This window comes from Paenibacillus zeirhizosphaerae (assembly GCF_030705605.1).
GTDB classification, from domain to species: Bacteria; Bacillota; Bacilli; order Paenibacillales; family Paenibacillaceae; genus Paenibacillus; species Paenibacillus zeirhizosphaerae.
The window spans coordinates 39,894-64,544 of the sequence record NZ_JAPCKK010000008.1 but is presented as its reverse complement, the minus strand read 5'-3'; the positions used below and the strand labels follow the sequence as shown (position 1 = coordinate 64,544).

Below are 24,651 nucleotides of genomic sequence, written 5' to 3'. Positions count from 1 at the left end.
AACCTGTCTGGTGGCGATAGCGGAGGGGTTCCACGCGTACCCATCCCGAACACGACCGTTAAGCCCTCCAGCGCCGATGGTACTTGGACCGAAGGGTCCTGGGAGAGTAGGACGTTGCCAGGCAAAATTGAAAGATCACTGTCGCCGTGCGATAGTGATCTTTTTGTCGTTATTTGTAGAATGCGTTTGTTGTTGACATATCACAGCAGCTTTGCGACACTTTGAGTAGATTCGTTAAGTTCATCCCAATACATAAGAGGTGGGAATATGGAAATCAGACAACTGCATCATGAAGAATTTGAAGCCAGCACAGAGTTATCGCAATATGCTTTTCAATATACGTTGTCGCCTTCGGAGCTAGAGGAGCAAAAGAAGAAATTCAAACCCGAGCAGGTATGGGGAATATTTGAGGAAGAGGAACTGAACGCCAAGCTGACGCTGCTTCCGTTGCAGGTGTACATACATGGTCAACAATTTGCAATGGGCGGAATCGCCGGTGTCGCAACCTGGCCTGAAAAGCGTCGCAGTGGAATGGTATCCCGGCTTCTTAAGCACTCTCTTGAGCAAATGCGGGCAAATGGGCAAACCGTGTCTTTCCTTCATCCGTTCTCTTTTCCTTTTTACCGTAAATTTGGGTGGGACATCTTTATTGAGTATAAGAAGTATATGATTCCTGTGGATAAGTTTCCTCCCAAAATGGTTGTAGAGGGAACTATTAAACGCAATGTTCGGGATACAGCGGAATTAAATAAGATGTATCAGGAATATGCAAAAAAGTTTAATGGTACGTTAGTAAGAGACGCGGAATGGTGGGAGAACCGCGTACTTGATGCAGATACCCAGACGGCTGTTTACTATGCTGAAGATGGTACCCCTGAAGGATATGTTTTGTACAAAGTGCAGAAAAAAGAGCTTTCCTGCGATGAATTTGTCTATCTGAGTAAACAGGCCCACCGCGGATTGTGGACTTATTTTGCCAATCATGATTCTATGATTGAGAAAGGGACCTTTACTTTTATCCCGTCGAATGACTCACTCCCCTATCTGCTAGCCGATCCACGCATTCAACAGGAGACCATTCCTTATTTTATGGGGAGGGTGGTGGACGTTCCTGCGTTTGTACAACAGTATCCGTTCCAGTCATCCACGCAAGGGATCGAAATCACATTGGCCCTCACGGACACGCATGCCCCGTGGAATGATGGGGTATGGAAGCTTTCGGTTACTTCACTGGGGGAAGGGTGTTTGGAGCCCCTCCACGTTTCCGTGGAAGAAGCGCAACTGCAGTGTGACATAACAACGTTATCGGCCATGCTGATTGGTTATAAGCGTCCACAGGAATTATTCCGCTGGGACAGAATTACGGGCAACGCAGAAGCAGCGGGTTTGCTCGAGAAGGTGATCCCTTCCGCTCAAACCTTCCTGATGGACTTCTTCTAATATAATTCAAGGACTCTTTTCTATAGATGAAAAGGGTCCTTTTTGAAATAAAAAATAGCTGCTGATGAATGATTCAAAGAAATATTGTGAAAAATGGAATTGAGCTCTTGGCAAATGAGAAAAGTGTGCTATAATGAATACAAAGTCAAAGAAAGTCAAAGTCAATTGATTAAGGTTTTTGACCTTCGACAAATCTGCGTTTGGTTAAGTTTCAACGTATGAAGTGAAGGAGTCAAAGGTCACACTAATGAAGAGCCGTGCGTGATTGCTGTTGTCAGAGCTGATTAAAAGTGCAGGCGATCACCACTCTGCGGGGGCGCCGTACTCCGGATTCGTGACTTTGCGGTTTGGTTAAGTTCAATATACGGCATATTCTGTAAATGTGGAAGAAAAAAACTTCACATTTTTGTCGGTGGAGGATGATGAAATGTGCGAAATGTCTCCGATATTATTGAACAATATTTAAAAGGCATTTTAATTGAAAGTTCAGATGGGGTTGTGGAGATCCAGCGTAATGACCTGGCCGATCGATTTTCCTGTGTACCGTCCCAAATCAATTATGTCATCAGCACACGTTTCACCTTGGAAAAAGGATATATTGTTGAAAGCAAACGGGGCGGTGGGGGATATGTCCGAATACAACGTGTGGATTTACCTGCCCATCATGTACTACACACCCATCTTCATCATAGCATAGGAGATGAGATCAGCCAATCCGCTGCGGAAGGTCTGATCTACCAACTGGAAGAAGCGGGTTTTCTCAACAAAAGGGAGGCTGCCATGATGAAGGCTGCTGTATCCAGGGAGACGATTGCTTTGAAGCTTCCTTATCGGGATCAGGTGAGGGCAAGAATGTTCAAGGCGATGCTGATTGCGCTTTTGTCCAAATAGAGCTTGGATACCTGGAGGTATTCAGGTTTTGACGTAAAGGAGGTACATGTATGCTGTGCCAGGAATGTGGTAAAAGGCCGGCAACTCTCCATTTTACGAAGATTATTAACGGAGAGAAGACCGAATTTCATATATGTGAAGCCTGTGCAAAGGAAAAAGCGGAGCTTATTCCGGGAATGTCTAACGGGTTTTCAATCCACAGTTTGCTGTCAGGTTTGCTCGATTTTGATCCGGCAAGCAAGAGTGCAGCGGCTGGTACCCAGAATCCGCAGTCACTCCGCTGTGAGGAATGCGGCATGACTTATTCACAGTTTAGTAAAATAGGTCGTTTCGGCTGCAGCTCCTGTTATAAATATTTTAACGATCGTCTGGATCCGCTGTTCAAACGTGTCCATGGTAGTACCACTCACGCAGGTAAAGTACCTGTGCGCAGCGGTGGCAGGATGAAAGTCAGACGGAGGATCGATGATTTGAAGAAGGAACTGCAGTATAAAATCCGGGCAGAAGAATTTGAAGCCGCCGCGGAAATTCGGGACCAGATCCGAGAGCTTGAAAAAGAAATAGCACAGGAGTAAAGTCTTGTTAAGAGTAGGAGGGATGCGTTTATGCCCGATCTCCGCTTTACGGAACAACCGCTTAGCGATTGGATGCGCACAGATGCTGCAGACTCCGAGATCGTTATAAGCAGCCGGGTAAGAATTGCACGTAACCTGCAGCATCTGCCTTTTCCGATGCTCGCCACCAACCAGCAATCCGAGGAAGTGTTGAGCAAACTGACGGACGTTCTGGGGTATGAGGATGTGGGACGATTCGGCACATTTCATATCGTCAAAATGGCGGATACTGATGAGCTGGATAAGAAGGTGCTGGTTGAAAAGCACTTGATCAGCCCGAATCTGGCTTCTGAGTCCCGCAATGGGGCGGCGTTGATTAATGAAGACGAATCTGTCAGCATTATGATCAACGAAGAAGACCATCTCCGTATACAATGTCTGTACCCGGGATGTCAGGTGAAGGAGGCTTGGCAGAATGCTACCGCCATTGATGACGCATTTGAGGCGCATTTGGATTATGCGTTCGATGACGAGCGGGGCTATCTGACAAGCTGTCCGACGAATGTAGGAACAGGCCTTCGCGCTTCAGTGATGATGCACTTGCCGGCCTTGGTGATGACCCATCAGATTAACCGCATTTTAACGGCTGTCTCCCAGGTGGGGTTAACCGTGCGCGGTATCTATGGTGAGGGGAGCGAGGCGATAGGCAACCTGTTTCAGATTTCTAATCAGATCACGCTGGGACAAACCGAGGAGGAGATCATCGAGAACCTGCATGGTGTTGTGCTGCAGATTATCGAGCATGAACGGGCTGCCAGATCCAGGCTGATGAATGAATCCATGCTGCGGATTACAGATCGGATCATGCGATCCTTTGGGATTTTATCCTATGCGGCTGTAGTGGAATCGAAGGAGGCTGCCCAGCGGTTATCGGATATCCGCCTGGGTGTGGATCTTGGGATACTAAAGAATCCCTCCATACAGGTGCTGAATGAATTAAATGTAATGACCCAACCCGGTTTTTTGCAGAAAAAATTCGGTGAGGTTCTCAATGCCGGTGAGCGTGATATGTACCGGGCAAAGCTGATCCGGGAGCAGTTGTCTACCGATTAAGATCAGATGACTAAATAGAATTTTATTTTTATATGGAGGTGCAGGAAATATGATGTTCGGAAGATTTACGGAACGAGCGCAGAAGGTACTCGCTTTAGCCCAGGAAGAGGCGGTGCGCCTGGGACATAACAACATCGGAACAGAGCACATCCTGCTTGGTTTGATTCGCGAAGGTGAAGGCATTGCAGCTAAGGCACTGATTGGCCTTGGCCTCGGTCTTGAAAAAATTCAGGACGAAGTCGAAACGTTGATCGGCCGTGGTCAGGAACAGCCTACGAACATCGCTTATACACCACGCGCCAAAAAAGTGATTGAGCTCTCGATGGACGAAGCCCGTAAATTGGGTCATACCTATGTAGGGACTGAACATATTCTGCTTGGATTGATCCGTGAAGGCGAGGGCGTGGCCGCCCGTGTGTTGAACAATCTGGGAATCAGCCTGAATAAAGCCCGTCAGCAAGTGCTTCAACTGCTCGGAAGCAGTGAAGCGGTGTCCAGCAACAGCGGTACTCCCGCTAATGTCAGCACTCCGACTTTGGATAGTCTGGCCCGTGATTTGACGGCTTCCGCGAAGGAAAGTAACCTGGATCCGGTCATCGGACGAAGCAAGGAGATTGAGCGGGTTATTCAGGTGCTGAGTCGCCGGACCAAGAACAATCCTGTCTTGATTGGTGAGCCAGGAGTAGGTAAAACGGCGATTGCTGAAGGCCTTGCCCAAAAAATTATTGCTAATGAGATTCCCGAAACGTTGCGCGATAAACGTGTGATGACGCTTGACATGGGCTCGGTTGTAGCAGGGACTAAATACCGTGGTGAATTCGAAGATCGCCTCAAAAAAATTATGGATGAGATCCGTCAGGCAGGTAACATCGTTCTCTTCATTGACGAGCTGCATACATTGATTGGTGCTGGCGGTGCGGAAGGAGCCATTGATGCCTCCAACATCCTGAAGCCGGCACTGGCGCGTGGTGAGCTTCAATGTATCGGTGCGACCACACTTGATGAATACCGCAAATATATCGAGAAAGATGCAGCTCTGGAACGCCGCTTCCAGCCGATTACGGTGGATCAGCCTTCTCCGGAAGAAGCGGTCCAAATCCTGCATGGTTTGCGGGACCGTTATGAAGCGCATCACAGGGTGAAAATTACAGATGAAGCGATTGAAGCGGCTGTGAAGCTGTCCGATCGTTACATTACAGACCGGTTCTTGCCTGACAAAGCGATCGATCTGATCGATGAAGCGGGTTCCAAAGTAAGGCTGAACTCTTACACAGTACCGCCAAATCTGAAGGAGCTGGAAAACCGTCTGGAGGACATCCGCAAGGAGAAGGATTCTGCGGTTCAAAGCCAGGAATTTGAGAAGGCAGCCGCTCTGCGTGATACGGAACAGAAGATCCGCGAAGAGCTGGACATGACCCGAAACCAATGGAAAGAGAAACAGGGTCGTACGGACTCCGAAGTAACACCTGAAGATATCGCACAGGTCGTTGCCATTTGGACCGGCGTTCCTGTAAGCAAGCTGAAGGAAGAAGAAACCGAACGCTTGCTGAACATGGAGCAGCTTCTGCATGAACGCGTGATCGGCCAGGATGAGGCTGTAAAAGCGGTCAGCCGGGCAATCCGCCGGGCACGCGCCGGTCTGAAGGATCCGAAGCGCCCGATGGGTTCCTTCATCTTCCTCGGACCTACAGGGGTTGGTAAGACGGAGCTGGCTCGTGCATTGGCAGAGGCGATGTTCGGTGACGAGAATGCCGTGATCCGGATCGACATGTCCGAGTACATGGAGAAGCATTCCACGTCCCGCCTCGTCGGGGCGCCTCCGGGATATGTCGGATACGATGAAGGCGGTCAGTTGACCGAGAAAGTACGCCGCAAGCCATATTCCGTCGTACTGCTGGATGAAATTGAAAAAGCGCATCCGGAAGTGTTCAACATCCTGCTGCAGGTGCTGGAAGACGGACGTCTGACAGACTCCAAAGGACGGGTTGTAGATTTCCGTAATACGTTGATCATTCTGACATCCAACGTTGGCGCCGAGGCAATCAAGCGCAATTCTACGCTCGGATTTACGGCTGTAGTTGATGCGGGTGCAAATTATGATAACATGAAGGGCAAAGTGATGGATGAGCTCAAGAAGAGCTTCCGTCCTGAGTTCCTCAACCGGATCGATGAAATTATCGTTTTCCACTCGCTGGAAGAGGAGCATATCGGTCAAATCGTATCGCTCATGTCCGAAGAGCTTCGTAAGCGCCTGAACGAGTACGATGTTGACTTCGAGCTGACAGATAAGGCCAAGGCGTTCCTGGCCAAGGAAGGCTTCGATCCGGCTTATGGAGCACGGCCACTGCGTCGGGCGATCCAGAAGCATATCGAGGACCGCTTGTCAGAGGAGCTGCTGACAGGCACCATTACGAAAGGCGATTCGCTTTTGATCGATGAGGATAATGGTGGGCTGAAGGTCACCAAAAAAGATAACGTATCTGCAAAATCTTGAGGCAAAAGCAGTTGAAACTGAAATGGTTTGCTGCAAAATAACGAACAGAGAGAAGGCTGATCCAACCGGTTGAACCCCGGTGGATCAGCCTTTTTTTCTTGCTGATAGGTGACTGTTCCCATCCTTCAAAACGCTTGGAAAAGTTTGTGATATTGCTTTACGACCCTCTGGTTCAATGGTAAACTTTTAATGCTGAAGCTTTTTGAATCAGGCCGACGAAATACGACAAAGATGTCGAATAAGCTCAAGGAGAAACGAATGGCCAAAGTAAAAACAAAATTTTACTGCACAGAGTGCGGATATGAATCTCCGAAGTGGTACGGAAAGTGTCCGGGCTGCCAGGCCTGGAATACAATGATTGAAGCAACGGAGACAATCGTAAAAACCGCAGGGATGAATTCGTCCCTTTTTCATAATAGTAAAGAGAAGCCGCTTCCCATTGTGGAGATTGAAAGCGATCAGGAGCCGAGAATCCTGACGGGGATCGCGGAATTGAACCGTGTGCTTGGCGGTGGAGTCGTCCCGGGTTCCCTTGTGCTGGTTGGGGGTGACCCCGGCATTGGCAAATCTACACTGCTTCTCCAAACCTCTAATGAACTGGCCCGTACCGGGCTTCGTGTACTCTATGTATCCGGTGAAGAGTCGGTACGCCAGACTAAGCTGCGGGCTGACCGTCTTGGTGCTTTATCTCCCAACCTGTATGTTCTTTGCGAAACGAATCTGGAGACCATCGAAGAGGCTGTAGACAACATGAAGCCCCAGTTTCTGGTCATTGACTCCATCCAGACGGTCTATTTGCCAGAGGTAACCAGTGCTCCAGGCAGTGTAGCTCAGGTGCGCGAATGTACGGCCCGGTTCATGCGCATTGCCAAAGGGCTGGGCATCGCTACCGTGCTGGTCGGGCATGTTACCAAGGAAGGGGCAATAGCGGGCCCGCGTCTTCTGGAGCATATGGTGGACTGTGTCCTGTATTTTGAAGGAGAGCGGCATCATACGTACCGGCTGCTGCGAGCGGTGAAGAACCGTTTCGGATCGACGAACGAGATCGGAATCTTCGAAATGGGCGAAGAAGGGCTGCGTGAGGTTGCCAACCCTTCCGAGCTATTTCTGTCAGAGCGGCCGCTTGGTGTGGCAGGATCCACCGTGGTGGCCAGCATGGAAGGCACACGGCCGGTACTGGTCGAGCTGCAGGCGCTGATCGCAACCACCCATTTTCCGTCACCACGCAGAATGGGGACGGGGGTAGATCATCACCGTATGGGGCTAATCATCGCTGTGCTTGAGAAACGGATGGGTATGTTTTTGCAGAATCAGGATGCATATCTGAACGTAGCGGGCGGCGTAAGACTGGATGAACCTGCAGTGGATCTGGCCATCGCGGTAAGCATTGCCTCAAGCTTCAAGGATATGCCGACCAAACCTTATGACGTTATTTTCGGCGAAGTGGGGTTGACCGGAGAGGTACGGGCCGTATCCCGGGCTGAGCAGCGTGTGCGGGAAGCGGAGAAGCTGGGCTTCAAAAGGGTGATCATGCCCGAGAAAAGCCTTAAAGGGTGGACGCCACCTAAGGGACTGGAGATCATTGGAGTCGGAACCGTGGCAGATGCACTAGCAGCCGCATTAAATTAGGGGGCAAACGAAAAATGAAAGAAACGAGCCAACTGGAGAAAATGAATGACCTGCTGCGGCTGGTGGCGCCGGGTACGCCGTTTCGGGACGGGTTGGAGAATGTGCTGCGTGCCAAGACAGGAGCGCTGCTGGTTGTGGGCTACAGTCCGGAGGTCATGGAAGTGGTGGATGGGGGATTTTCCATTAACTGCGATTTTTCCCCGAACTATTTATATGAATTGGCCAAAATGGACGGAGCTATCATTCTCAGCGAGGATCTTAAGCGGATTCTGTATGCCAACACACAGCTTATCCCGGATTCTTCGATTTCCTCCATTGAAACGGGCATCCGGCATCGGACGGCTGAGCGGGTGGCCAAACAGACAGGTAAGTTAGTTGTGTCCATTTCCCAGCGCCGTAATATTATAACATTGTATCAGGGAACGCTTCGTTACTCTTTAAAAGAAATTGGTGTCATTTTGAGCAAGGCCAATCAGGCAATTCAGACGCTGGAGAAATATAAATCTGTCCTGACACAGTCGCTTACCAATCTGACCGCCTCTGAGTTCGAAGAGCTTGTTACCCTCCCAGAAGTGGTTAATGTGATCCAGCGGACGCAAATGGTGCTCCGTATTAAAATGGAAATCAAACGTTTTGTCAACGAGTTGGGGAATGAAGGGCGTTTGATCAGCATGCAGATGGAAGAGCTGATTGGTAACACCGAGGAAGAAGCAGTGCTGCTGTACAAAGACTACGCCAAGGAAGACAGCGACGAGAAGATTCGTGAAATTATCACCGGGTTGAAGCATTTAACCGACGAAGAGCTGCTGGACATGAATCACATTGTACGCTTGCTGGGTTATCCCTCTTCTGCGGCGGTATCTGAAGATTATGTTGCTCCTCGCGGGTATCGGGTACTGAATAAAATTCCGAGATTGCCTAATGTCATCATCCATAACCTTGTGGAACGGTTTCATCAGCTACCCCATGTCATGATGGCGACGATTGAGGAGCTGGATGAAGTAGACGGCATCGGTGAGGTCCGAGCACGTACGATCAAGGAAGGCTTGAAACGTTTACAGGAGCAGGTTTTCATTGACAGGCAAATGTAAATATCATACAATTAACGGATGTTATTTGAAGATTATAGAGTTTATAAGTTTTCAGCGGAGCTGAACAATTCTATAATCGCAAGAAAACTCCCGCTAAACGCGGTCTGTCTTCTGTGAATTACGTCGATAGACGTTTTTCTTATTCGTGATTCTATGAGGTGAAGAGATGATAACGAAGTTTATTCCGAACATGTTTACCCTGTGTAATCTGTTTCTCGGAATAATCGCCATTTTGATGGCTGTTGATGGTCAATACAGCCATGCGGCCATTATGGTTATTGTCGCTATGTTGTTGGACGGTTTGGATGGACGCGTAGCCAGGGCTTTGAATGCACAAAGTGAATTTGGCAAAGAACTGGACTCATTGTCCGATGTGATTTCCTTTGGTGTCGCCCCGGCGGTTATCATGTATCTGGTCGCCCTTCAATCCGCCAGTCCCGCGTTAGCCTGGACGGTAACGGCCATATTTCCGATGTGTGGTGCGCTCCGTTTGGCTCGTTTTAACGTAGTATCCGGATCGCGTGGTTATTTCACTGGACTGCCGATTCCTGCGGCAGGGGGTGTGCTTGCTACGTTATCCTTGTTTCATCAGGATATCTCCTTGTTCTCGATGGCTGTGGCTACGCTGCTGCTCTCCTATTTGATGGTCAGCTCTCTGAAGTATCCAAATTTCAAGAAAGTAGGCCTGCCCAAAAAGGCAGTGTGGATTGCACCGCTTGTTGTGTTTGGCGCTGTTGTGGTGGCCGTTCAATTTCCTGACCAGCTCTCCAAGCTGATCTTTGTGCCTCTTGTGCTCTATGCGGTCTACGGTATGAAGCACAATATTGAAGCCATTGCCAGAAAAAGACGCGCCAAACGTCGTCATACCGAGGACGGCTATCGTCACTCGGAACGCTGAACTTCATAATATAGGTAATAATAAAAAGCATTTATTTCCCTGGGTGGTCAGGTGAAATAAATGCTTTTTTTAATATCATCTTAACTTAAAACGCCTAAGACATATTAAACAAACCTAAAGTGGAGCATTTGCGCGACTCTTTCTCAACAACGTCTTCGAGACGGATATCGAGCAGGTTGCACAGGGCGGACATGTAAAAAAGATTTCGTCCCAGCTCGGCGACGATCACTTCCTTACAATTCTCACACAGATCGCCCTGTACGTGATTATCCAGCAGCACCTTGGCTTGTTCAAGGCCGCTATCCGCTTCATAGTCCTGCTTCTTGGCATGGACCTCTATACAGCCGCATTCGGTAATAGCTTTGGCAACCGCACGGTTGACGGAAGCGCCTGATTGGTTTGTCTTGGACAAAATATCCAGCAGACTACGGTGACGGAGCAGCAGTTCCGAAACTTGATCTTGAAAAGCATGTAAGCTTTGTGCGCTCATAAATGGCTCCCCCCTCTCTGGTTTTTATAGGATTAAAGTAATTATAAGACAGCCAATTGTACCCTTTCAACATAAAATTCCAGAGAAGGATTCTACTAGTTGGTCAGTGAAAGGGTGTATAGCATCGGAAAAAATTGACATCTTGCGATTATCGGAGCTGAAAGTGGACCATACTGGATATAGGAAACACTAAATATGGAATTCGAAAGGTATAGGAGGTGCAGGGACTCTATGTGGAGAAAGGCTATCTTAATTTTTACCGGTTTGTGCGGTTCCTGGTTCGGTTACACACTGTTCCAAAAAGCTTCCGGGACCGTGTCTTGGATGCCGGATTGGATGGGATCAACTGCGGTTGGGAGCTTCATTTGGGTGGTTGTCGGTGCGGTTTTATTTATGGCGCTTAGCAGTATTGCAGGCACGGCCGCTGCAGACCGCCTGCAAAAAGGGATTGACGGGCTCTCCAAAATCCCGATGAATGAAATGGCGGCTGGCACAACGGGGCTTGCTTCGGGGTTGATCTTATCGCTGCTGTTGTATCCGGGAATGTCCTGGCTTGGACAAGCCGGGCAGATTTTGCAAGTAGGCGTAATGATCGTTTGCGGTTATGTAGGTCTTATGGTAGGGCTGGAAAAACGCGATGATCTGGCCGCTTTCTGGAAATCAGGTAGGTTTGGGCGCGAAGAGACGCAGGAGGGCCGAGGAATCGAGGAGCATAAGATTTTGGATACCAGCGTCATTATTGATGGTCGAATTGCGGATATTTGCAAGACAGGCTTCATTGAGGGGACCATTGTTATCCCTGAATTTGTGCTGGAGGAGCTGCAGCATATCGCGGATTCCTCCGATTTGCTCAAACGTAATCGCGGTCGGCGCGGACTGGACATCCTGAATAAAATTCAGAAAGAGCTGGATGTGAAGGTTTTGATCTATGAAGGGGATTTCGAGGAAATCTCTGAGGTGGACAGCAAGTTAGTCAAACTGGCTAAAGTGCTGCAAGGCAAGGTAGTAACCAATGACTTCAACCTAAATAAGGTATGCGAGCTGCAGGGTGTATCCGTGCTGAATATTAATGATTTGGCTAACGCGGTCAAGCCTGTCGTTCTTCCTGGGGAAGAAATCATGGTGCAGATCATCAAGGATGGTAAGGAACATGGCCAAGGGGTGGCCTATCTGGACGACGGAACGATGATTGTAGTGGAAGGCGGACGGGATTATATCGGAACGATGATGGAGGTGCTGGTGACCAGCGTGCTTCAGACATCGGCGGGACGAATGATCTTTGCCAAGCCAAAATTATTGGAAAAAGCCCAATAAAAGCGGTATGATGAAAGCTGGATGACGGCATTCGGGGACTGGTGCTTCGATCCGTCCTATCTATCATACTGACGTTAAGGCGGGATTCGCGCTATGAACAACAGCTTGGGCATCGTCGTTGTGGCGGCGGGACGCGGTACCCGTATGGGGACGGCGGAGAGCAAGCAGTTTCTGCTGCTGCAGGACAAACCTGTTTTTATATACACGCTTGAGGCGTTCGCGGCTTTGCCCGAGGTAAGCCAGATTGTGCTTGTTACGGGAGTGGACGATGTGCAGCGATGCCGGGAATGGATTGACAAGCATCAGGTTGCCAAAATAACGGACGTTATCGCGGGTGGTTCCGAACGGCAGCATTCTGTATACCGTGGGCTTGAATGCCTGCGGACCGAATGGGTCATGGTTCATGACGGTGTGCGTCCGTTCGTGGGACAGGACGAAATTCGAAGATGTCTGGATACGGCTCAGAAGTTCGGAGCCTGCGTACTTGCCGTGCCGGTGAAGGATACGATCAAGCAGGTCAATGAAGAAGGGGTGATCACGGCTACGCCGGATCGCCGGAGTCTGTGGAGCATTCAAACGCCACAGACTTTTCGTCTTTCAGACTTACTGCGGGCTTATGAAGCGGCTGAGCGCGAAGGCTTCCTTGGAACGGACGATTCGATGCTCGTCGAGCGGTTGGGAATTCCGGTGCGGGTCGTAGAGGGGAAATATACCAATATCAAAATTACAACACCGGAAGACTTGGAACTTGCGGAATTATGGACAAGCACAAAGGGAGAGGACACAAGATGATTCGTATAGGACAGGGATTTGATGTTCATCAGCTGGTGGAAGGAAGGCCGTGTATTATCGGAGGGGTAACCATCCCTTACGAGAAAGGTCTGCTTGGCCACTCGGACGCTGATGTGCTGCTGCATGCGATAACGGATGCGATTCTGGGTGCGCTGGGGCTTGGCGATATAGGCAAGCATTTTCCGGACAACGACCCGTCCTTCAAGGATGCGGACAGCCTCAAGCTGCTGGAGCATGTCTGGGAGCTGGCCAAGGAACGCGGCTACCGGCTCGGCAACGTTGATTCGACGATCATTGCACAGAAGCCGAAGATGGCACCGTACATACCTCAGATGATTGATGTGATCGCTCGGACACTGGAGGCAGAGGACGAGAGCCAGGTAAATGTCAAAGCGACAACGACGGAGCAGCTCGGGTTTACCGGACGCGGTGAGGGAATCGCGGCACAGTCTGTTGTCTGCCTTGTTAAGGGTATGCTATCATCTTGAGAGATTAGAGACACGGAGGGGATACACATGAGCACGGAGGTTCGCGTACGTTATGCACCGAGTCCGACAGGACATCTGCATATCGGGAATGCCAGAACGGCGCTGTTCAATTATTTATATGCCAGAAACCGCGGCGGCAAGTTTATTATCCGGATCGAGGATACGGATGTGAAGCGCAATATTGAAGGTGGGGAAGAAAGCCAACTGAAGTATCTGAAGTGGCTTGGTATCGATTGGGATGAAAGCGTGGATGTCGGTGGAGAGTATGGGCCATACCGCCAGACGGAGCGTTTGGATATCTATAAAATCTATTGGCAAGATCTGCTGGACCGAGGTCTCGCATACCGCTGCTATTGTACGGAGGAAGAGCTGGAGCAGGAGCGGGAGGAGCAGACCGCCCGCGGTGAGACGCCGCGTTATTCCGGCAAGCACCGCAACCTGACGCCTGAGCAGTGCAGTGCCTTCGAAGCGGAAGGGCGTGTGCCGAGCATCCGTTTCCGCGTGCCTGATGAGCGTGAGTATACGTTTGATGATATGGTAAAAGGCAAAATTACGTTTAACTCAAAAGAGACTGGCGATTTTGTCATTGTCAAAAAAGACGGCATTCCTACCTATAACTTTGCAGTAGCCGTGGACGACCATTTGATGAAAATCACGCATGTGCTGCGCGGCGAAGACCACATTTCCAACACGCCGCGTCAGTTGATGATTTACGAAGCCTTGGGCTGGGAGCCGCCACTCTTCGGGCATATGACGCTGATTGTCGGTGAGGATCACAAAAAGCTCAGCAAACGGAACGAATCCATTATTCAATTTATGGAGCAGTATGATAACCTGGGTTATTTGCCTGAGGCCATGTTCAATTTCATCGCGCTCCTGGGCTGGTCTCCGGAAGGTGAAGAGGAAATATTCAGCAAAGAGCAATTGATCGAAATTTTTGACGCCAACCGCTTGTCTAAAAGCCCTGCTGTGTTCGATCCGAACAAACTGGCACATTTGAATAACCATTATATTAAGCAAGCCGATTCTGATCACATTGCTGAAATGGCCATTCCGCATCTCCAGCAGGCCGGACTGCTTCCGGCCAGCCTTACAACGGAGCAGCACGAATGGGCCAAGTCGCTTATCCGTTTGTATCAGGAACAAATGACAGCGGCTTCCGATATTGTTCAGTTGTCTGACGTGTTTTTCCGTACTCATCTGGAGCTGGATGTGGAAGGACAGGCCGTTCTTGCAGAAGAACAGGTGCCGGTTGTACTTAAGGCTTTTGCCGACAAGGTTGAAGCGGCGGAGGAATTTACGGCCTCCCGGATGGCAGCATTGATTAAAGAGGTGCAGAAAGAAACCGGTTTTAAGGGTAAGCAGCTCTTCATGCCGATCCGTGTTGCCTTAACTGGACAGACACACGGGCGTGACCTGAATGAAACGATATATCTGCTCGGACGGGATACGGTATTGGACCGTCTCCGCTCTCAAATCAAGGGATAATGTCCCTGCAGGGCAAGGGATTGGTTTGAAGCTGTCTCCTTGTCAGATGGCTGCCTTTTCGCTATAATAAACTCCATCAGAAACACAATTTTGCTGACCAGGGCTTTGGTCTATATGATCGTTGTCAGTTTAAATATATTTTGCTAAAGGCAGGGAACAGGAGAAGTACGCTGCAACAGGGCATTTTTCAGAGAGAACGGTCAAGGGAGCTTCCCGGGGCTGCGAGCCGTTCAAATGCCCTGCAGTGGAAATGCGCCTGGGAGCTGTGCAGTTGAACCGGCATGCCGGCCAGATTGTATCGTTTTGTCCGCGTTACTGGACGAGAAGATGAGGTATCCTTGTCCTGTTTCTGGGGGCAATGAACACCTCGAGCAGAGTGGAACCACGGTGAAACGTCTCTGCAGCATAGGCTGCAGGGGCGTTTTTTTTGGATACCCGTTTGCCGGTTATATAAAAAACTCAGCGGCTGCTCACGCAGGAGCAAGGAGGGAAGCGCATGTTCAGGCAAATGAGATCTGATATTCAGACCGTACTGGATAACGACCCGGCGGCAAGAAGTAAGCTGGAGGTCATTTTCACCTACTCGGGGCTGCATGCTATCTGGGCGCACCGGATTGCGCATGCCTTATATAAACGCCGCTGCTGCACATTGTCCCGCATTGTGTCGCAATTTTCTCGTTTTATGACAGGTATTGAAATCCATCCGGGCGCCCGGATCGGAGACCGTCTGTTCATTGACCACGGTATGGGGGTTGTGATCGGCGAAACCTGTGAAATCGGCAATGATGTCGTTATTTACCAGGGGGTAACCCTGGGAGGTACGGGGAAGGAAAAAGGGAAAAGACACCCGACAATCGGTAATAATGTAGTTATCGGATCAGGGGCTAAAATTTTGGGCTCCTTCACGGTTGGTGATCAATCCAACATAGGCTCCAACTCGGTTGTACTCAAAGAGGTTCCTCCGAACAGCACGGTTGTCGGCATTCCCGGCAAGATCGTGCGCCAGGACGGCAAACGCAGAGATCGGCTTAGCCATCAACTTCCCGATCCGGTGGTCGATTCGATACGCTTACTCCAGGAGGAAATCGAACGGCTGCGTGGCGAAGTTTCCGAGCTGAAACGGGAAAAAGCAAGATGTGATTAGCATATACTCAGGAAAAGGAAAAATAAGGTTGGATCAATTTAACCGCGGTGAGATTACAAACTAAGCAGCAAACGCTGCCCTGTGTTCGGCTGCTGTAGAGGCGGATGGATCGCAGGATAGGAGGAGTACGTTTATGGCGCTTCAAATCTATAACACGATGTCACGGAGCAAGGAACTGTTCGAGCCGTTGGAGCCGGGAAAGGTGAAAATGTACGTTTGCGGTCCTACAGTGTATGACTACATTCATATCGGGAACGCCCGTCCAATTATTGTGTTTGACATCGTTCGCAGCTACCTGCAGTATTCCGGTTATGATGTAAACTATGTGTCGAATTTTACTGATGTTGACGATAAGCTGATCCGAAAAGCAGAACAGCTTGGAACAACGGTTCCAGAGGTGGCCGAGCGCTTCATTGCGGCTTATTATGAGGATGTTGAGGGCTTGGGCATCTCGAAAGCCAATGCCCATCCGCGGGTAACGGAGAGCATGGATATGATCATCCGCTTCATTCAGGATCTGGTGGATCGGGACTATGCGTATGAGAACGGCGGGGATGTTTTTTTTCGGACGGAGAAGTTTAAGGATTATGGGAAGCTGTCCGGCCAGAACCTAGAGCAGCTTCAGTTCGGAATTCGTATCGGGGTTGATGAGCGTAAAGAGCGCCCGGAGGATTTCGTATTGTGGAAGGCTGCTAAGCCGGGTGAAATTTTCTGGGAAAGCCCGTGGGGGAATGGACGTCCCGGCTGGCACATTGAGTGCTCCGCTATGGCTCTTCATCATCTGGGGGAAACGATGGATATTCACGGCGGCGGCCAGGATCTGCAGTTTCCGCATCATGAATGCGAATGCGCCCAGTCCGAGGCGTTGACCGGCAAGCCGTTGTCCAATTACTGGATGCACAACGGATATATTCGTATCAATAACGAGAAAATGTCCAAATCACTGGGCAACGGCATCCTCGTTAAGGATTTGCGTGCACGCTATAAGAAAGATGCAATCCGTTATTTCATGCTGTCCACCCATTACCGTAATCCATTGAACTTTAATGATGAAACGATGGAGCAGTCTGAAAAAAGCGTGGAACGCATCGCTAATGCGGTAACCAACCTCAAACACCGCCTTGAAACCTCTACAGAGGGAGACGGCAAGGTGCCGGCAGAGCTTCAAGAGAAGCTTGATCAAATCCATGCGTTATTCCGTGAGAAGATGGATGATGATTTTAATACACCTGATGCGATAACGGCATTGTTTGAATGGGTAAGCGAGACGAACCGGGTACTTCAACAGGCTGTGGTGAGCAAGGTTGAGCTGCAGGTGCTGCTGGACACCTTCCAAAATCTGAACAGTGTGCTTCGCCTATATACGGAGGTTGGTGAAGAACTGCTGGATGAGGAGATCGAGCAATTGATTGTCGAACGCGTGGAAGCTCGTAAGGTCAAAAATTGGAGACGGGCCGATGAAATCCGTGATCTGCTCGCTTCGAAGGGGATACTTCTTGAGGACACGGCGCAGGGAATGCGCTGGCGGCGCAAATGAGCGGGGAGCACATAACCCCGCCGGGAGGAGGCATGGAGGGAAGCTGGTTTCCGTACCCTTCCTCCAAGCCGGCCCGGCTGATCCCTCCGATTGCGCTTGCCTACATTGGCGACGCCGTATACGAGGTGGCTGTTCGCCAATATTTGCTATCCCAGGCCAACCTGCGCCCGAATCATCTTCACCGGAGAGCGACAGGCCTCGTCTCGGCCAAGGCGCAAAGCAGGATTTTGCAACTGGTAGAGCAGGAATTGACGGAAGAGGAGCAGGATATTGTCAGACAGTGTCGAAACGCGAAGTCCGGCAGCGTGCCAAAAAATGCGGATGTTCTCGAATACCGTCATGCAACTGCGCTGGAAGGACTGTTCGGTTTCCTGTACTGCGATGGCAGGCTGGATCGGCTGCGTGAATTGATTGGCAGAGGCATTGCTTTAATGGACACGAAAAAATAAATAGGATACGAGCGGGCTGATGTGTTTGCAGGGCAAAGGCAGACCGCATTGACAGAGAGGAAGTTCAGTATGGAGGAAGAATGGATTGCCGGCAAGCATTCGGTGATAGAGGCGCTTCGTTCAGGGCGTACGATCAACAAAATATGGGTGGCGGACAATGCGCAAAAGCATTTGACACAGCCGATTATCGCTGAAGCCAAAAAAGCCGGCGTTATCGTTCAGCAGGCGGATAAGCGCAAGCTGGATCAAATGGTTCCCGGAATTCAGCATCAAGGCGTAGTGGCGCAGGCTGCGCCGCATGCGTATGCGGAAGTGGAGGATTTGCTTGCTGCTGCTGCAGACAAGGGACAAGCTCCTTTTCTGATTCTGCTTGATGAAATTGAAGATCCGCATAATTTGGGCTCGATTCTCCGTACGGCGGATTGTACAGGCGCACATGGAGTAATCGTGCCTAAGCGGCGTTCGGCGGCTGTTACGGCGACGGTGTCGAAAACCTCTGCGGGTGCTGTCGAATACGTGCCGGTTGCGAGGGTAAGCAATCTTGCCCAGACCATCGACCGGTTGAAAGAAGAAGGAATTTGGGTCGTGGGAACGGATGTCAACGCGACTGAGTCTGTATTTGGACATGGCGTGTTCACCGGACCGGTGGCGATTGTGATCGGCAACGAGAGCAAGGGCGTGGGGCGGCTTGTGCGGGAAAAATGCGATGTGCTCGTCAAGCTTCCGATGGAAGGACGCATCAATTCGCTGAATGCATCGGTCGCTGCCGGCGTGGTGATGTACGAAGTGCTGCGCGGACGAATGGCCCGGGCTTAGCAAATGGCTGATACACGCGATGTCCTGCTGGTGGATGGCTACAACATGATCGGAGCATGGCCAGAGCTGTCCGCACTAGCCAAGTCCAGCTTGCAGGAAGCGCGGGACAGGCTGCTTGAGAGGCTCGCGGACCATCAGGCGTATTCCGGCAGAAGAGTCATCGTTGTATTTGACGCCTACCGGGTGCCGGGACTCGGTAAAATCTTCTCACAGAGCAAAGTGCAGATCTACTTCACCAAAGAAAAAGAAACTGCCGATGAATGCATCGAGCGTTTGGTCAGGGAGCTCAGCAGCCGGAGAAGGTCTATATATGTGGCCACGAGCGATTTGGTGGAGCAGCACGTGGCGTTTGGACAGGGAGCTCTCAGAGTATCTGCACGTGAGCTTCTGATTGAGGTGGAAGAGTCTGAACGGGAGGTCCAAAAGCAAATTGAACAGAATACAGATCGGCTTAACCGCAACACGCTCGATGCTTCGCTCACTCCGGAAATGAGAAAGATGTTTGAAAAATGGAGGCGGGAGTAAGATAATTCCATTGATTTCAAGCGATATAATTTGATTCCATATAAACCTTAAATTATTCTTTTTGTAGCGGGTGTGGTTGACGGTCCTCAGGAGCTTGGCGTATACTTGTCGTATATTTTGAGTAGTAACGGGTACCTTGCGTTGCAGCCGGAGGGATTGTTAGTGAGTGTCGACCTCAAAGATGTCATGTTGTCAGTGTATGATTACAAGAATGATGAAGACATTGTCGTAGCGGTCCATGAAGGCGACAGCGAGGCGCTGGAGTTTCTGATTAATAAATATCGGAACTTTGTCAGAGCCAAGGCGAGATCTTATTTTCTGATCGGTGCTGATCGCGAGGATATCATCCAGGAAGGCATGATCGGTTTGTATAAATCGATTCGTGATTTCAAAGGGGACAAGCTGGCCTCATTCAAAGCATTTGCCGAGCTATGCATCACGAGACAGATTATTACAGCCATCAAGACGGCGACACGTCAGAAGCATATTCCACTGAATTCCTATGTATCCTTGGACAAGCCTATCTATGATGAAGAGTCGGACCGTACCTTGATGGATGTCATCTGCGGTTCGCGCGTAAGCGATCCAGAGGAACTGATCATTAATCAGGAAGAGTTCGTCGGGCTGGAAGATAAGATGTCGGAAATCTTAAGTGATTTGGAGCGGAAGGTTCTGATGCTATATCTGGACGGAAGGTCTTATCAGGAAATTGCCGTTGACCTTAACCGCCATGTGAAATCGATTGATAACGCATTGCAGCGGGTCAAACGAAAGCTTGAAAAATATCTGGAAGTCCGCGATAATTAAAGAAAGCTCATTGTAAGAAAAGGCTCGGTTATATGAGTCTTTTTTTGTTTCATTTGTTGGTTGGCAGGTTTATAACGTTTCGAATTGATTTATACTTGATTAGTATAAATGCCGAACAGTTGAGAGTTTTGGAGTAGGGGAAAGACTGCCTGCACGCTTCTGAAAAACTTGCCAGTCCGTCAGGGCTAGATGCGCCTAAACATTCGTTGACATGGTACACCCCTTGTGATAAAGTGTTTTAGGTAGGCCTAAATTTGCATTTTTTAGGACCAATTTAGAGACTTCCTGTTTGTCGGATGTCTTCGGGAGGTGCACATCATGCGGGTAATTATTACTTTGGCTTGTACGAATTGCAAACAAAGAAATTATACTACAACCAAAAACAAGCGTAATCACCCCGACCGCATGGAGATGAAGAAATTCTGCAAGTATTGTAGCGAGCAGACTCCTCATCGTGAAACCAGATAGTTTTTTGGAGGTGTAGTCGGCGTGAAACGCAGTTTCAAGTCTCTGTTTTCCTTTTTCTCTGAAAGCTGGGCTGAACTCAAAAAAGTTCGCTGGCCCAATCGTAAAGAACTGACTAACTACACGCTGATTGTTGTTGGGACAATTGCGTTTGTCACGATTTATTTTTGGGTTCTGGATATCGGCATTTCTGCTGTGATCGAAGCGATTATCTAAGAAGGGTCCCAGGTGGCTTGATATGGAAAAAAGATGGTATGTAGTTCATACCTATTCTGGGTATGAGAACAAAGTCAAAGCCAATTTGGAAAAACGCGTTGAGTCCATGGGCATGGAAGACAAGATATTCCGTGTTCTTGTTCCTATGGAAGAAGAACTGGTGAACAAAGACGGTAAGAAGAAGACCGTTATGCGCAAAGTTTACCCCGGTTATGTCTTGGTCGAAATGATTCAGACCGATGACTCCTGGTATGTTGTCCGCAACACACCGGGTGTAACAGGGTTTGTAGGATCAACGGGTTCGGGTTCCAAGCCTACGCCTTTGCTTCCGGAGGAAGTTGAGCAGATTCTGAAGCATATGGGCATGGTCGAGCCGAAACCGAAGATAGAATTCGACGTGAAAGAGTCCGTACGGATCAAGGTTGGTCCATTTGCGAATTTTGTGGGCTCCGTGGAAGAGATTTTGGCTGAGAAGAGCAAGCTTAAAGTACACGTCAACATGTTTGGACGGGAAACCCCGCTGGAGTTGGATTATACTCAAGTGGAGAAAATATAAGTTTTCTATGGTTTCTTGTGGGAGGATCTTACGATCCATTTGACCACTATTGAGTCAAGGAGGTGTCACCATGGCAAAAAAGGTAATCAAAATGGTAAAACTGCAGATTCCTGCAGGTAAAGCGAATCCAGCGCCTCCAGTAGGTCCAGCTTTGGGTCAAGCAGGTGTCAACATCATGGCATTCTGTAAAGAATTCAATGCTCGTACTGCTGATCAGGCAGGCCTGATTATTCCGGTTGAAATTTCGGTGTTTGAGGACCGTTCTTTTACGTTCATCACCAAAACTCCACCGGCTGCAGTTCTGCTGAAAGTCGCTGCTAAGATCGAAAAAGGTTCCGGCGTACCAAACCAAACGAAAGTCGCTACTGTAAACCGCGATGCTGTTCGTCAAATCGCTGAACAAAAAATGCCTGACCTGAACGCAGCTTCCGTTGAAGCAGCTATGCGTATGGTTGAGGGTACTGCACGCAGCATGGGTATCACCATCGTAGACTAAGCGTAAGCTTTGTTTGTCGGCTAGAAGCCGGCTTATGTGGGAGGAATATCCGCTAATACCACAAAGGAGGAAAATATAATGGCTAAACACGGTAAGAAATACCTGGAAGCTGCTAAGCTGATCGACAGCGAAGCAACTTACGAGCCTTTGGAAGCCGTTGAACTGGTGAAAAAGGCAGCAACTGCAAAATTCGACGAAACTGTTGAAGCAGCAGTTCGTTTGGGCGTAGATGCTCGTAAACAAGACCAGGCTGTTCGTGGTGTGGTTGTTATGCCGCACGGTACTGGTAAAACCCAACGCGTGTTGGTATTTGCAAAAGGTGATAAAGCGAAGGAAGCCGAAGCGGCTGGCGCTGATTTTGTAGGCGATCAGGACATGATCAACAAAATCCAACAAGGCTGGTTTGAATTCGATGTCTGCGTAGCTACACCTGATATGATGAGTGAGGTTGGTAAATTGGGCCGTCTGCTCGGTGGTAAAGGCTTGATGCCTAACCCTAAAGCGGGTACAGTTACATTCGACGTTGCCAAGGCTGTTCAAGAGATCAAAGCTGGTAAAATCGAATACCGCCTCGACAAAGCAGGTCAAATTCACGCTCCAATCGGCAAGGTTTCTTTCACTGCTGAGCAGTTGAATGATAACCTCAAAGCGTTGATCGACGCTCTGAACCGTGCTAAGCCAGCGGCTGCTAAAGGTGTATACCTGAAGAACATTGCGGTATCTTCCACAATGGGCCCTAGTGCACGCGTGAACGCAGCAACATACAGATAATAAAAGGATTGACATAATCAATCCTGACTGGTATCCTGTATAAGTTGTGTCATGATGATTGACCTTTAACATTTGAATATGCTTACCGTAGACAGTAGGTGCCGGAAGGCTTAATTTCCTACCGAGGTGTTATGATAGAACGTTTCATGCGGCGGGTTCGCCCGCCCATGTTGATTTATCAAGCCTTCGTATATGCTACGGAGGCTTTTCTAATGCCTATGTAGCTCCGTTTCTGTGAACGGATCATAGAAACGGCAAAAATTTATTAGGAGGTGTACAGTTTGGCAAATGCAAAAGTGATTCAAGCAAAACAAGAAACCGTTGAAGTCGTAACTGCGAAATTGCGCGAGAGTGCAACGACCGTTGTTGCTGACTACCGTGGTCTGACCGTTGCGCAAATAACTGAGCTGCGTAAGCAGCTTCGTGAAGCCGGAATCGAATTCCAGGTGCTGAAGAACACACTGCTTCGCCGTGCGACTGCAGCAGCAGAACTGACTGAGCTGGACCAAGCTCTGACAGGTCCTACAGCAATCGCGTTCAGTACAGAAGACGCAGTGGCTCCAGCCAAAATTCTGAACGACTTCGCCAAGAAGAATGATGCTCTCAAACTGAAAGGCGGCGTGTTGGAAGGTCGTGTGGTTAGTGCTGAAGAAGTTAAAGCACTGGCTGAACTCCCGTCCCGCGAAGGTCTGCTTTCCATGCTCCTCAGCGTGCTTCAAGCTCCTGTGCGCAACTTCGCACTTGCAGTTAAAGCTGTTGCAGAGAAAGAAGAGCAAAGCGCGTAACCGGATCATCGGTCGTGCTGTAAGATCGGCAGTATAAATTTTTCAAAAAAAACTATTATATAAACGGAGGTTCAACCATGAGTAAAGAGCAAATCTTGGAAGCAATTAAAGGTATGTCCGTACTGGAACTGAACGATCTTGTTAAAGCAATCGAAGAAGAATTCGGCGTAACAGCAGCTGCTCCTGTAGCAGTAGTTGGTGGCGCTGTAGGTGGCGCGGCTGAAGCTGAGCAAACTGAGTTCGACGTAATCCTGACTAGCGCTGGTGCTTCCAAAATCAACGTAATCAAAGCAGTTCGCGAAATCACAGGTCTGGGCTTGAAAGAAGCTAAAGAACTGGTAGACAACGCTCCAAAACCACTGAAAGAAAAAGTGGCTAAAGAAGAAGCTGACTCCGTTAAAGCTAAGCTGGAAGAAGCAGGCGCAACTGTAGAAGTAAAATAATTACCTTTACAGGTTAGCGGCGAAACACAAACCCCTTGAGGCGATATTCAAGGGGTTTGTTGCTGTATTAACAAAACCTGAAGGATGTGGACGGCAATGTCTGACCATTATTACTCTAGCAGCCCTGATGCCGCGCATGAAAGGCGGATACTAGAAACGGAGCTTCGCGGGCAATCGCTCACTTTTGTTAGTGATGCCGGTGTCTTTTCTAAACAGGGGATTGATTACGGGAGCAGGGTTCTGATTGAAGCGATGGAGTTTCCGGAGGATTCCGAAATACTGGACGTAGGCTGCGGGTATGGTCCTATCGGCCTGACAGCGGCAAGACTCGCTCCGGCAGGGCGGGTTACTATGATTGATATCAACGAGAGGGCGGTTAAACTGGCGAAGGAGAATGCCGAACGCAACAGAATTGCTAATGTCACTATACTGCAAAGTGATTTATTTCAGGCTGTGGTAGACAGACGGTTTGATATCGTTCTAACCAATCCACCGATTCGTGCGGGGAAAGAAACCGTTCATTCCATATTCGATCTGGCGTTTGACCATCTGAATGAGGGTGGGGCCCTATGGGTCGTCATCCAGAAAAAACAAGGTGCGCCTTCTGCGAAAGCTAAGCTGGAAAGCTTGTTCCCGCGAGTAGAGGAAGTTACAAAGGACAAAGGATACCGAATTTTCAAGGCGATGAAATAAAAGAATAGACAGAAAAAAGGCCGTTGACATGGGCCGCGGTCTGTGATATTATTATAAAATGTCAGCATATAGGATGCCCTTTATGTCTTTAGTTTGCTGAAATGTCAATAGGTTATAACAGGCAAGGCATATATTTTGTCTTGTCTACGTATAATATATACGTTTTGGGCAAATCTACAGGTAATAAAGGTGTTTCCGGCAGGAAGATTCCACAGATAAGTCGCTCTTTTTTCGATTATGTTCGAGCAAGGGCTTTTCTTCATTTG

General features: G+C 49.2%; 27 protein-coding genes, 1 rRNA gene and 1 other annotated feature. Of the genes, 27 read left to right on the top strand and 1 reads right to left on the bottom strand.

Translation table 11 applies throughout. The annotated features are described in order from the left end of the window. The first annotated feature begins 6 nt into the window (after positions 1-6). The 9 genes from rrf to pssA all read left to right on the top strand — a co-directional run bounded on the left by rrf (position 7) and on the right by pssA (position 10,110). Positions 7-123, top strand: a 5S ribosomal RNA gene (gene rrf / locus OIN60_RS04150). Positions 124-267: 144 nt separating this feature from the next. Continuing rightward, on the top strand, positions 268-1,440 hold the full coding sequence (locus OIN60_RS04145; protein ID WP_305753618.1) for a GNAT family N-acetyltransferase: 1,173 nt from the start codon (positions 268-270) through the stop codon (positions 1,438-1,440). Positions 1,441-1,869: 429 nt separating this feature from the next. Next, the gene (locus OIN60_RS04140) at positions 1,870-2,331 is read left to right on the top strand and encodes a CtsR family transcriptional regulator (RefSeq protein WP_305753617.1); all 462 of its coding nucleotides are present in this window, start codon (positions 1,870-1,872) and stop codon (positions 2,329-2,331) included. A 50-nt stretch (positions 2,332-2,381) separates the two neighbouring features. After that, a complete protein-coding gene (mcsA, locus tag OIN60_RS04135) occupies positions 2,382-2,906 on the top strand; it encodes a protein-arginine kinase activator protein McsA (protein ID WP_305753616.1) in 525 nt (174 codons plus the stop codon). A 30-nt stretch (positions 2,907-2,936) separates the two neighbouring features. Beyond that, a complete protein-coding gene (gene mcsB, locus OIN60_RS04130) occupies positions 2,937-3,998 on the top strand; it encodes a protein-arginine kinase McsB (protein ID WP_305753615.1) in 1,062 nt (353 codons plus the stop codon). Positions 3,999-4,047: 49 nt separating this feature from the next. Next, positions 4,048-6,492 carry an ATP-dependent protease ATP-binding subunit ClpC gene (gene clpC / locus OIN60_RS04125; RefSeq protein WP_305753614.1) on the top strand — a complete coding sequence of 815 codons (2,445 nt, stop codon included), beginning with the start codon at positions 4,048-4,050 and terminating at the stop codon, positions 6,490-6,492. 258 nt (positions 6,493-6,750) lie between these two features. After that, positions 6,751-8,121: a DNA repair protein RadA gene (radA, locus tag OIN60_RS04120; protein ID WP_305753613.1), complete on the top strand. Its 1,371-nt coding sequence runs from the start codon at positions 6,751-6,753 to the stop codon at positions 8,119-8,121. Between the two features lie 14 nt (positions 8,122-8,135). Then, on the top strand, positions 8,136-9,212 hold the full coding sequence (gene disA, locus OIN60_RS04115) for a DNA integrity scanning diadenylate cyclase DisA (protein ID WP_305753612.1): 1,077 nt from the start codon (positions 8,136-8,138) through the stop codon (positions 9,210-9,212). Between the two features lie 166 nt (positions 9,213-9,378). Continuing rightward, entirely contained in the window at positions 9,379-10,110 is a 732-nt protein-coding gene (pssA, locus tag OIN60_RS04110) for a CDP-diacylglycerol--serine O-phosphatidyltransferase (RefSeq protein ID WP_305753611.1), read from the top strand. A gap of 94 nt (positions 10,111-10,204) precedes the next feature. On the opposite strand, the gene OIN60_RS04105 is transcribed toward pssA, so the two are convergent. Continuing rightward, the gene (locus OIN60_RS04105; protein ID WP_305753610.1) at positions 10,205-10,600 is read right to left on the bottom strand and encodes a nucleoside triphosphate pyrophosphohydrolase family protein; all 396 of its coding nucleotides are present in this window, start codon (positions 10,598-10,600) and stop codon (positions 10,205-10,207) included. 231 nt (positions 10,601-10,831) lie between these two features. Between OIN60_RS04105 and OIN60_RS04100 the strand changes: the two genes are divergently transcribed. The 18 genes from OIN60_RS04100 to OIN60_RS04015 all read left to right on the top strand — a co-directional run bounded on the left by OIN60_RS04100 (position 10,832) and on the right by OIN60_RS04015 (position 24,385). Beyond that, a complete protein-coding gene (locus tag OIN60_RS04100) occupies positions 10,832-11,914 on the top strand; it encodes a PIN/TRAM domain-containing protein (RefSeq protein WP_305753609.1) in 1,083 nt (360 codons plus the stop codon). Positions 11,915-12,007: 93 nt separating this feature from the next. Further along, positions 12,008-12,706 (top strand): 2-C-methyl-D-erythritol 4-phosphate cytidylyltransferase, encoded by a 699-nt coding sequence (gene ispD, locus OIN60_RS04095; RefSeq protein ID WP_305753608.1) that lies wholly within the window; start codon positions 12,008-12,010, stop codon positions 12,704-12,706. Next, positions 12,703-13,194: a 2-C-methyl-D-erythritol 2,4-cyclodiphosphate synthase gene (gene ispF / locus OIN60_RS04090; protein ID WP_305753607.1), complete on the top strand. Its 492-nt coding sequence runs from the start codon at positions 12,703-12,705 to the stop codon at positions 13,192-13,194. Before ispD ends, ispF begins: the two co-directional genes overlap by 4 nt. 27 nt (positions 13,195-13,221) lie before the next feature. Continuing rightward, a complete protein-coding gene (gene gltX / locus OIN60_RS04085) occupies positions 13,222-14,682 on the top strand; it encodes a glutamate--tRNA ligase (RefSeq protein ID WP_305753606.1) in 1,461 nt (486 codons plus the stop codon). 496 nt (positions 14,683-15,178) lie between these two features. Continuing rightward, the gene (gene cysE, locus OIN60_RS04080; RefSeq protein WP_305753605.1) at positions 15,179-15,826 is read left to right on the top strand and encodes a serine O-acetyltransferase; all 648 of its coding nucleotides are present in this window, start codon (positions 15,179-15,181) and stop codon (positions 15,824-15,826) included. A gap of 133 nt (positions 15,827-15,959) precedes the next feature. Beyond that, positions 15,960-17,363, top strand: a complete 1,404-nt coding sequence (cysS, locus tag OIN60_RS04075; RefSeq protein WP_305753604.1) for a cysteine--tRNA ligase — start codon at positions 15,960-15,962, stop codon at positions 17,361-17,363. Then, positions 17,360-17,812 (top strand): Mini-ribonuclease 3, encoded by a 453-nt coding sequence (locus OIN60_RS04070; protein WP_370872371.1) that lies wholly within the window; start codon positions 17,360-17,362, stop codon positions 17,810-17,812. The genes cysS and OIN60_RS04070 overlap by 4 nt, the downstream gene beginning before the upstream one ends. A 69-nt stretch (positions 17,813-17,881) precedes the next feature. Further along, positions 17,882-18,628, top strand: coding sequence for a 23S rRNA (guanosine(2251)-2'-O)-methyltransferase RlmB (gene rlmB, locus OIN60_RS04065; RefSeq protein ID WP_305753602.1), 747 nt, complete (start codon positions 17,882-17,884; stop codon positions 18,626-18,628). Positions 18,629-18,631: 3 nt separating this feature from the next. Further along, complete coding sequence (locus OIN60_RS04060; RefSeq protein ID WP_305753601.1) at positions 18,632-19,153, top strand: NYN domain-containing protein; 522 nt, start codon at positions 18,632-18,634, stop codon at positions 19,151-19,153. Positions 19,154-19,315: 162 nt separating this feature from the next. Then, positions 19,316-19,960 carry an RNA polymerase sporulation sigma factor SigH gene (gene sigH, locus OIN60_RS04055; RefSeq protein WP_305753600.1) on the top strand — a complete coding sequence of 215 codons (645 nt, stop codon included), beginning with the start codon at positions 19,316-19,318 and terminating at the stop codon, positions 19,958-19,960. A 318-nt stretch (positions 19,961-20,278) separates the two neighbouring features. Continuing rightward, positions 20,279-20,428 (top strand): 50S ribosomal protein L33, encoded by a 150-nt coding sequence (gene rpmG, locus OIN60_RS04050; RefSeq protein ID WP_305753599.1) that lies wholly within the window; start codon positions 20,279-20,281, stop codon positions 20,426-20,428. Positions 20,429-20,449: 21 nt separating this feature from the next. Then, positions 20,450-20,641 (top strand): preprotein translocase subunit SecE, encoded by a 192-nt coding sequence (gene secE, locus OIN60_RS04045; RefSeq protein ID WP_063211175.1) that lies wholly within the window; start codon positions 20,450-20,452, stop codon positions 20,639-20,641. Between the two features lie 22 nt (positions 20,642-20,663). Continuing rightward, on the top strand, positions 20,664-21,197 hold the full coding sequence (gene nusG, locus OIN60_RS04040) for a transcription termination/antitermination protein NusG (RefSeq protein ID WP_305753598.1): 534 nt from the start codon (positions 20,664-20,666) through the stop codon (positions 21,195-21,197). A gap of 70 nt (positions 21,198-21,267) precedes the next feature. Next, positions 21,268-21,693 (top strand): 50S ribosomal protein L11, encoded by a 426-nt coding sequence (rplK, locus tag OIN60_RS04035; protein WP_305753597.1) that lies wholly within the window; start codon positions 21,268-21,270, stop codon positions 21,691-21,693. Positions 21,694-21,771: 78 nt separating this feature from the next. After that, the gene (gene rplA / locus OIN60_RS04030; protein WP_305753596.1) at positions 21,772-22,464 is read left to right on the top strand and encodes a 50S ribosomal protein L1; all 693 of its coding nucleotides are present in this window, start codon (positions 21,772-21,774) and stop codon (positions 22,462-22,464) included. Positions 22,465-22,531: 67 nt separating this feature from the next. Further along, positions 22,532-22,684 (top strand) — a sequence feature (ribosomal protein L10 leader region). 61 nt (positions 22,685-22,745) lie between these two features. After that, positions 22,746-23,249, top strand: a complete 504-nt coding sequence (gene rplJ / locus OIN60_RS04025; RefSeq protein ID WP_305753595.1) for a 50S ribosomal protein L10 — start codon at positions 22,746-22,748, stop codon at positions 23,247-23,249. 77 nt (positions 23,250-23,326) lie between these two features. After that, complete coding sequence (gene rplL / locus OIN60_RS04020; protein ID WP_305753594.1) at positions 23,327-23,692, top strand: 50S ribosomal protein L7/L12; 366 nt, start codon at positions 23,327-23,329, stop codon at positions 23,690-23,692. A 96-nt stretch (positions 23,693-23,788) separates the two neighbouring features. After that, positions 23,789-24,385 (top strand): class I SAM-dependent methyltransferase, encoded by a 597-nt coding sequence (locus OIN60_RS04015; RefSeq protein ID WP_305753593.1) that lies wholly within the window; start codon positions 23,789-23,791, stop codon positions 24,383-24,385. Positions 24,386-24,651: the final 266 nt, after the last annotated feature.

Bases quoted from the DNA above. Each gene is read 5' to 3' on its own strand.
- OIN60_RS04145 (WP_305753618.1), top strand. From the start codon at position 268: ATGGAAATCAGACAACTGCATCATGAAGAATTTGAAGCCAGCACAGAG.
- mcsA (WP_305753616.1), top strand. From the start codon at position 2,382: ATGCTGTGCCAGGAATGTGGTAAAAGGCCGGCAACTCTCCATTTTACG.
- mcsB (WP_305753615.1), top strand. From the start codon at position 2,937: ATGCCCGATCTCCGCTTTACGGAACAACCGCTTAGCGATTGGATGCGC.
- clpC (WP_305753614.1), top strand. From the start codon at position 4,048: ATGATGTTCGGAAGATTTACGGAACGAGCGCAGAAGGTACTCGCTTTA.
- radA (WP_305753613.1), top strand. From the start codon at position 6,751: ATGGCCAAAGTAAAAACAAAATTTTACTGCACAGAGTGCGGATATGAA.
- disA (WP_305753612.1), top strand. From the start codon at position 8,136: ATGAAAGAAACGAGCCAACTGGAGAAAATGAATGACCTGCTGCGGCTG.
- pssA (WP_305753611.1), top strand. From the start codon at position 9,379: ATGATAACGAAGTTTATTCCGAACATGTTTACCCTGTGTAATCTGTTT.
- OIN60_RS04105 (WP_305753610.1), bottom strand. From the start codon at position 10,600: ATGAGCGCACAAAGCTTACATGCTTTTCAAGATCAAGTTTCGGAACTG.
- OIN60_RS04100 (WP_305753609.1), top strand. From the start codon at position 10,832: ATGTGGAGAAAGGCTATCTTAATTTTTACCGGTTTGTGCGGTTCCTGG.
- ispD (WP_305753608.1), top strand. From the start codon at position 12,008: ATGAACAACAGCTTGGGCATCGTCGTTGTGGCGGCGGGACGCGGTACC.
- ispF (WP_305753607.1), top strand. From the start codon at position 12,703: ATGATTCGTATAGGACAGGGATTTGATGTTCATCAGCTGGTGGAAGGA.
- gltX (WP_305753606.1), top strand. From the start codon at position 13,222: ATGAGCACGGAGGTTCGCGTACGTTATGCACCGAGTCCGACAGGACAT.
- cysE (WP_305753605.1), top strand. From the start codon at position 15,179: ATGTTCAGGCAAATGAGATCTGATATTCAGACCGTACTGGATAACGAC.
- cysS (WP_305753604.1), top strand. From the start codon at position 15,960: ATGGCGCTTCAAATCTATAACACGATGTCACGGAGCAAGGAACTGTTC.
- OIN60_RS04070 (WP_370872371.1), top strand. From the start codon at position 17,360: ATGAGCGGGGAGCACATAACCCCGCCGGGAGGAGGCATGGAGGGAAGC.
- rlmB (WP_305753602.1), top strand. From the start codon at position 17,882: ATGGAGGAAGAATGGATTGCCGGCAAGCATTCGGTGATAGAGGCGCTT.
- OIN60_RS04060 (WP_305753601.1), top strand. From the start codon at position 18,632: ATGGCTGATACACGCGATGTCCTGCTGGTGGATGGCTACAACATGATC.
- rpmG (WP_305753599.1), top strand. From the start codon at position 20,279: ATGCGGGTAATTATTACTTTGGCTTGTACGAATTGCAAACAAAGAAAT.
- nusG (WP_305753598.1), top strand. From the start codon at position 20,664: ATGGAAAAAAGATGGTATGTAGTTCATACCTATTCTGGGTATGAGAAC.
- rplK (WP_305753597.1), top strand. From the start codon at position 21,268: ATGGCAAAAAAGGTAATCAAAATGGTAAAACTGCAGATTCCTGCAGGT.
- rplA (WP_305753596.1), top strand. From the start codon at position 21,772: ATGGCTAAACACGGTAAGAAATACCTGGAAGCTGCTAAGCTGATCGAC.
- rplL (WP_305753594.1), top strand. From the start codon at position 23,327: ATGAGTAAAGAGCAAATCTTGGAAGCAATTAAAGGTATGTCCGTACTG.
- OIN60_RS04015 (WP_305753593.1), top strand. From the start codon at position 23,789: ATGTCTGACCATTATTACTCTAGCAGCCCTGATGCCGCGCATGAAAGG.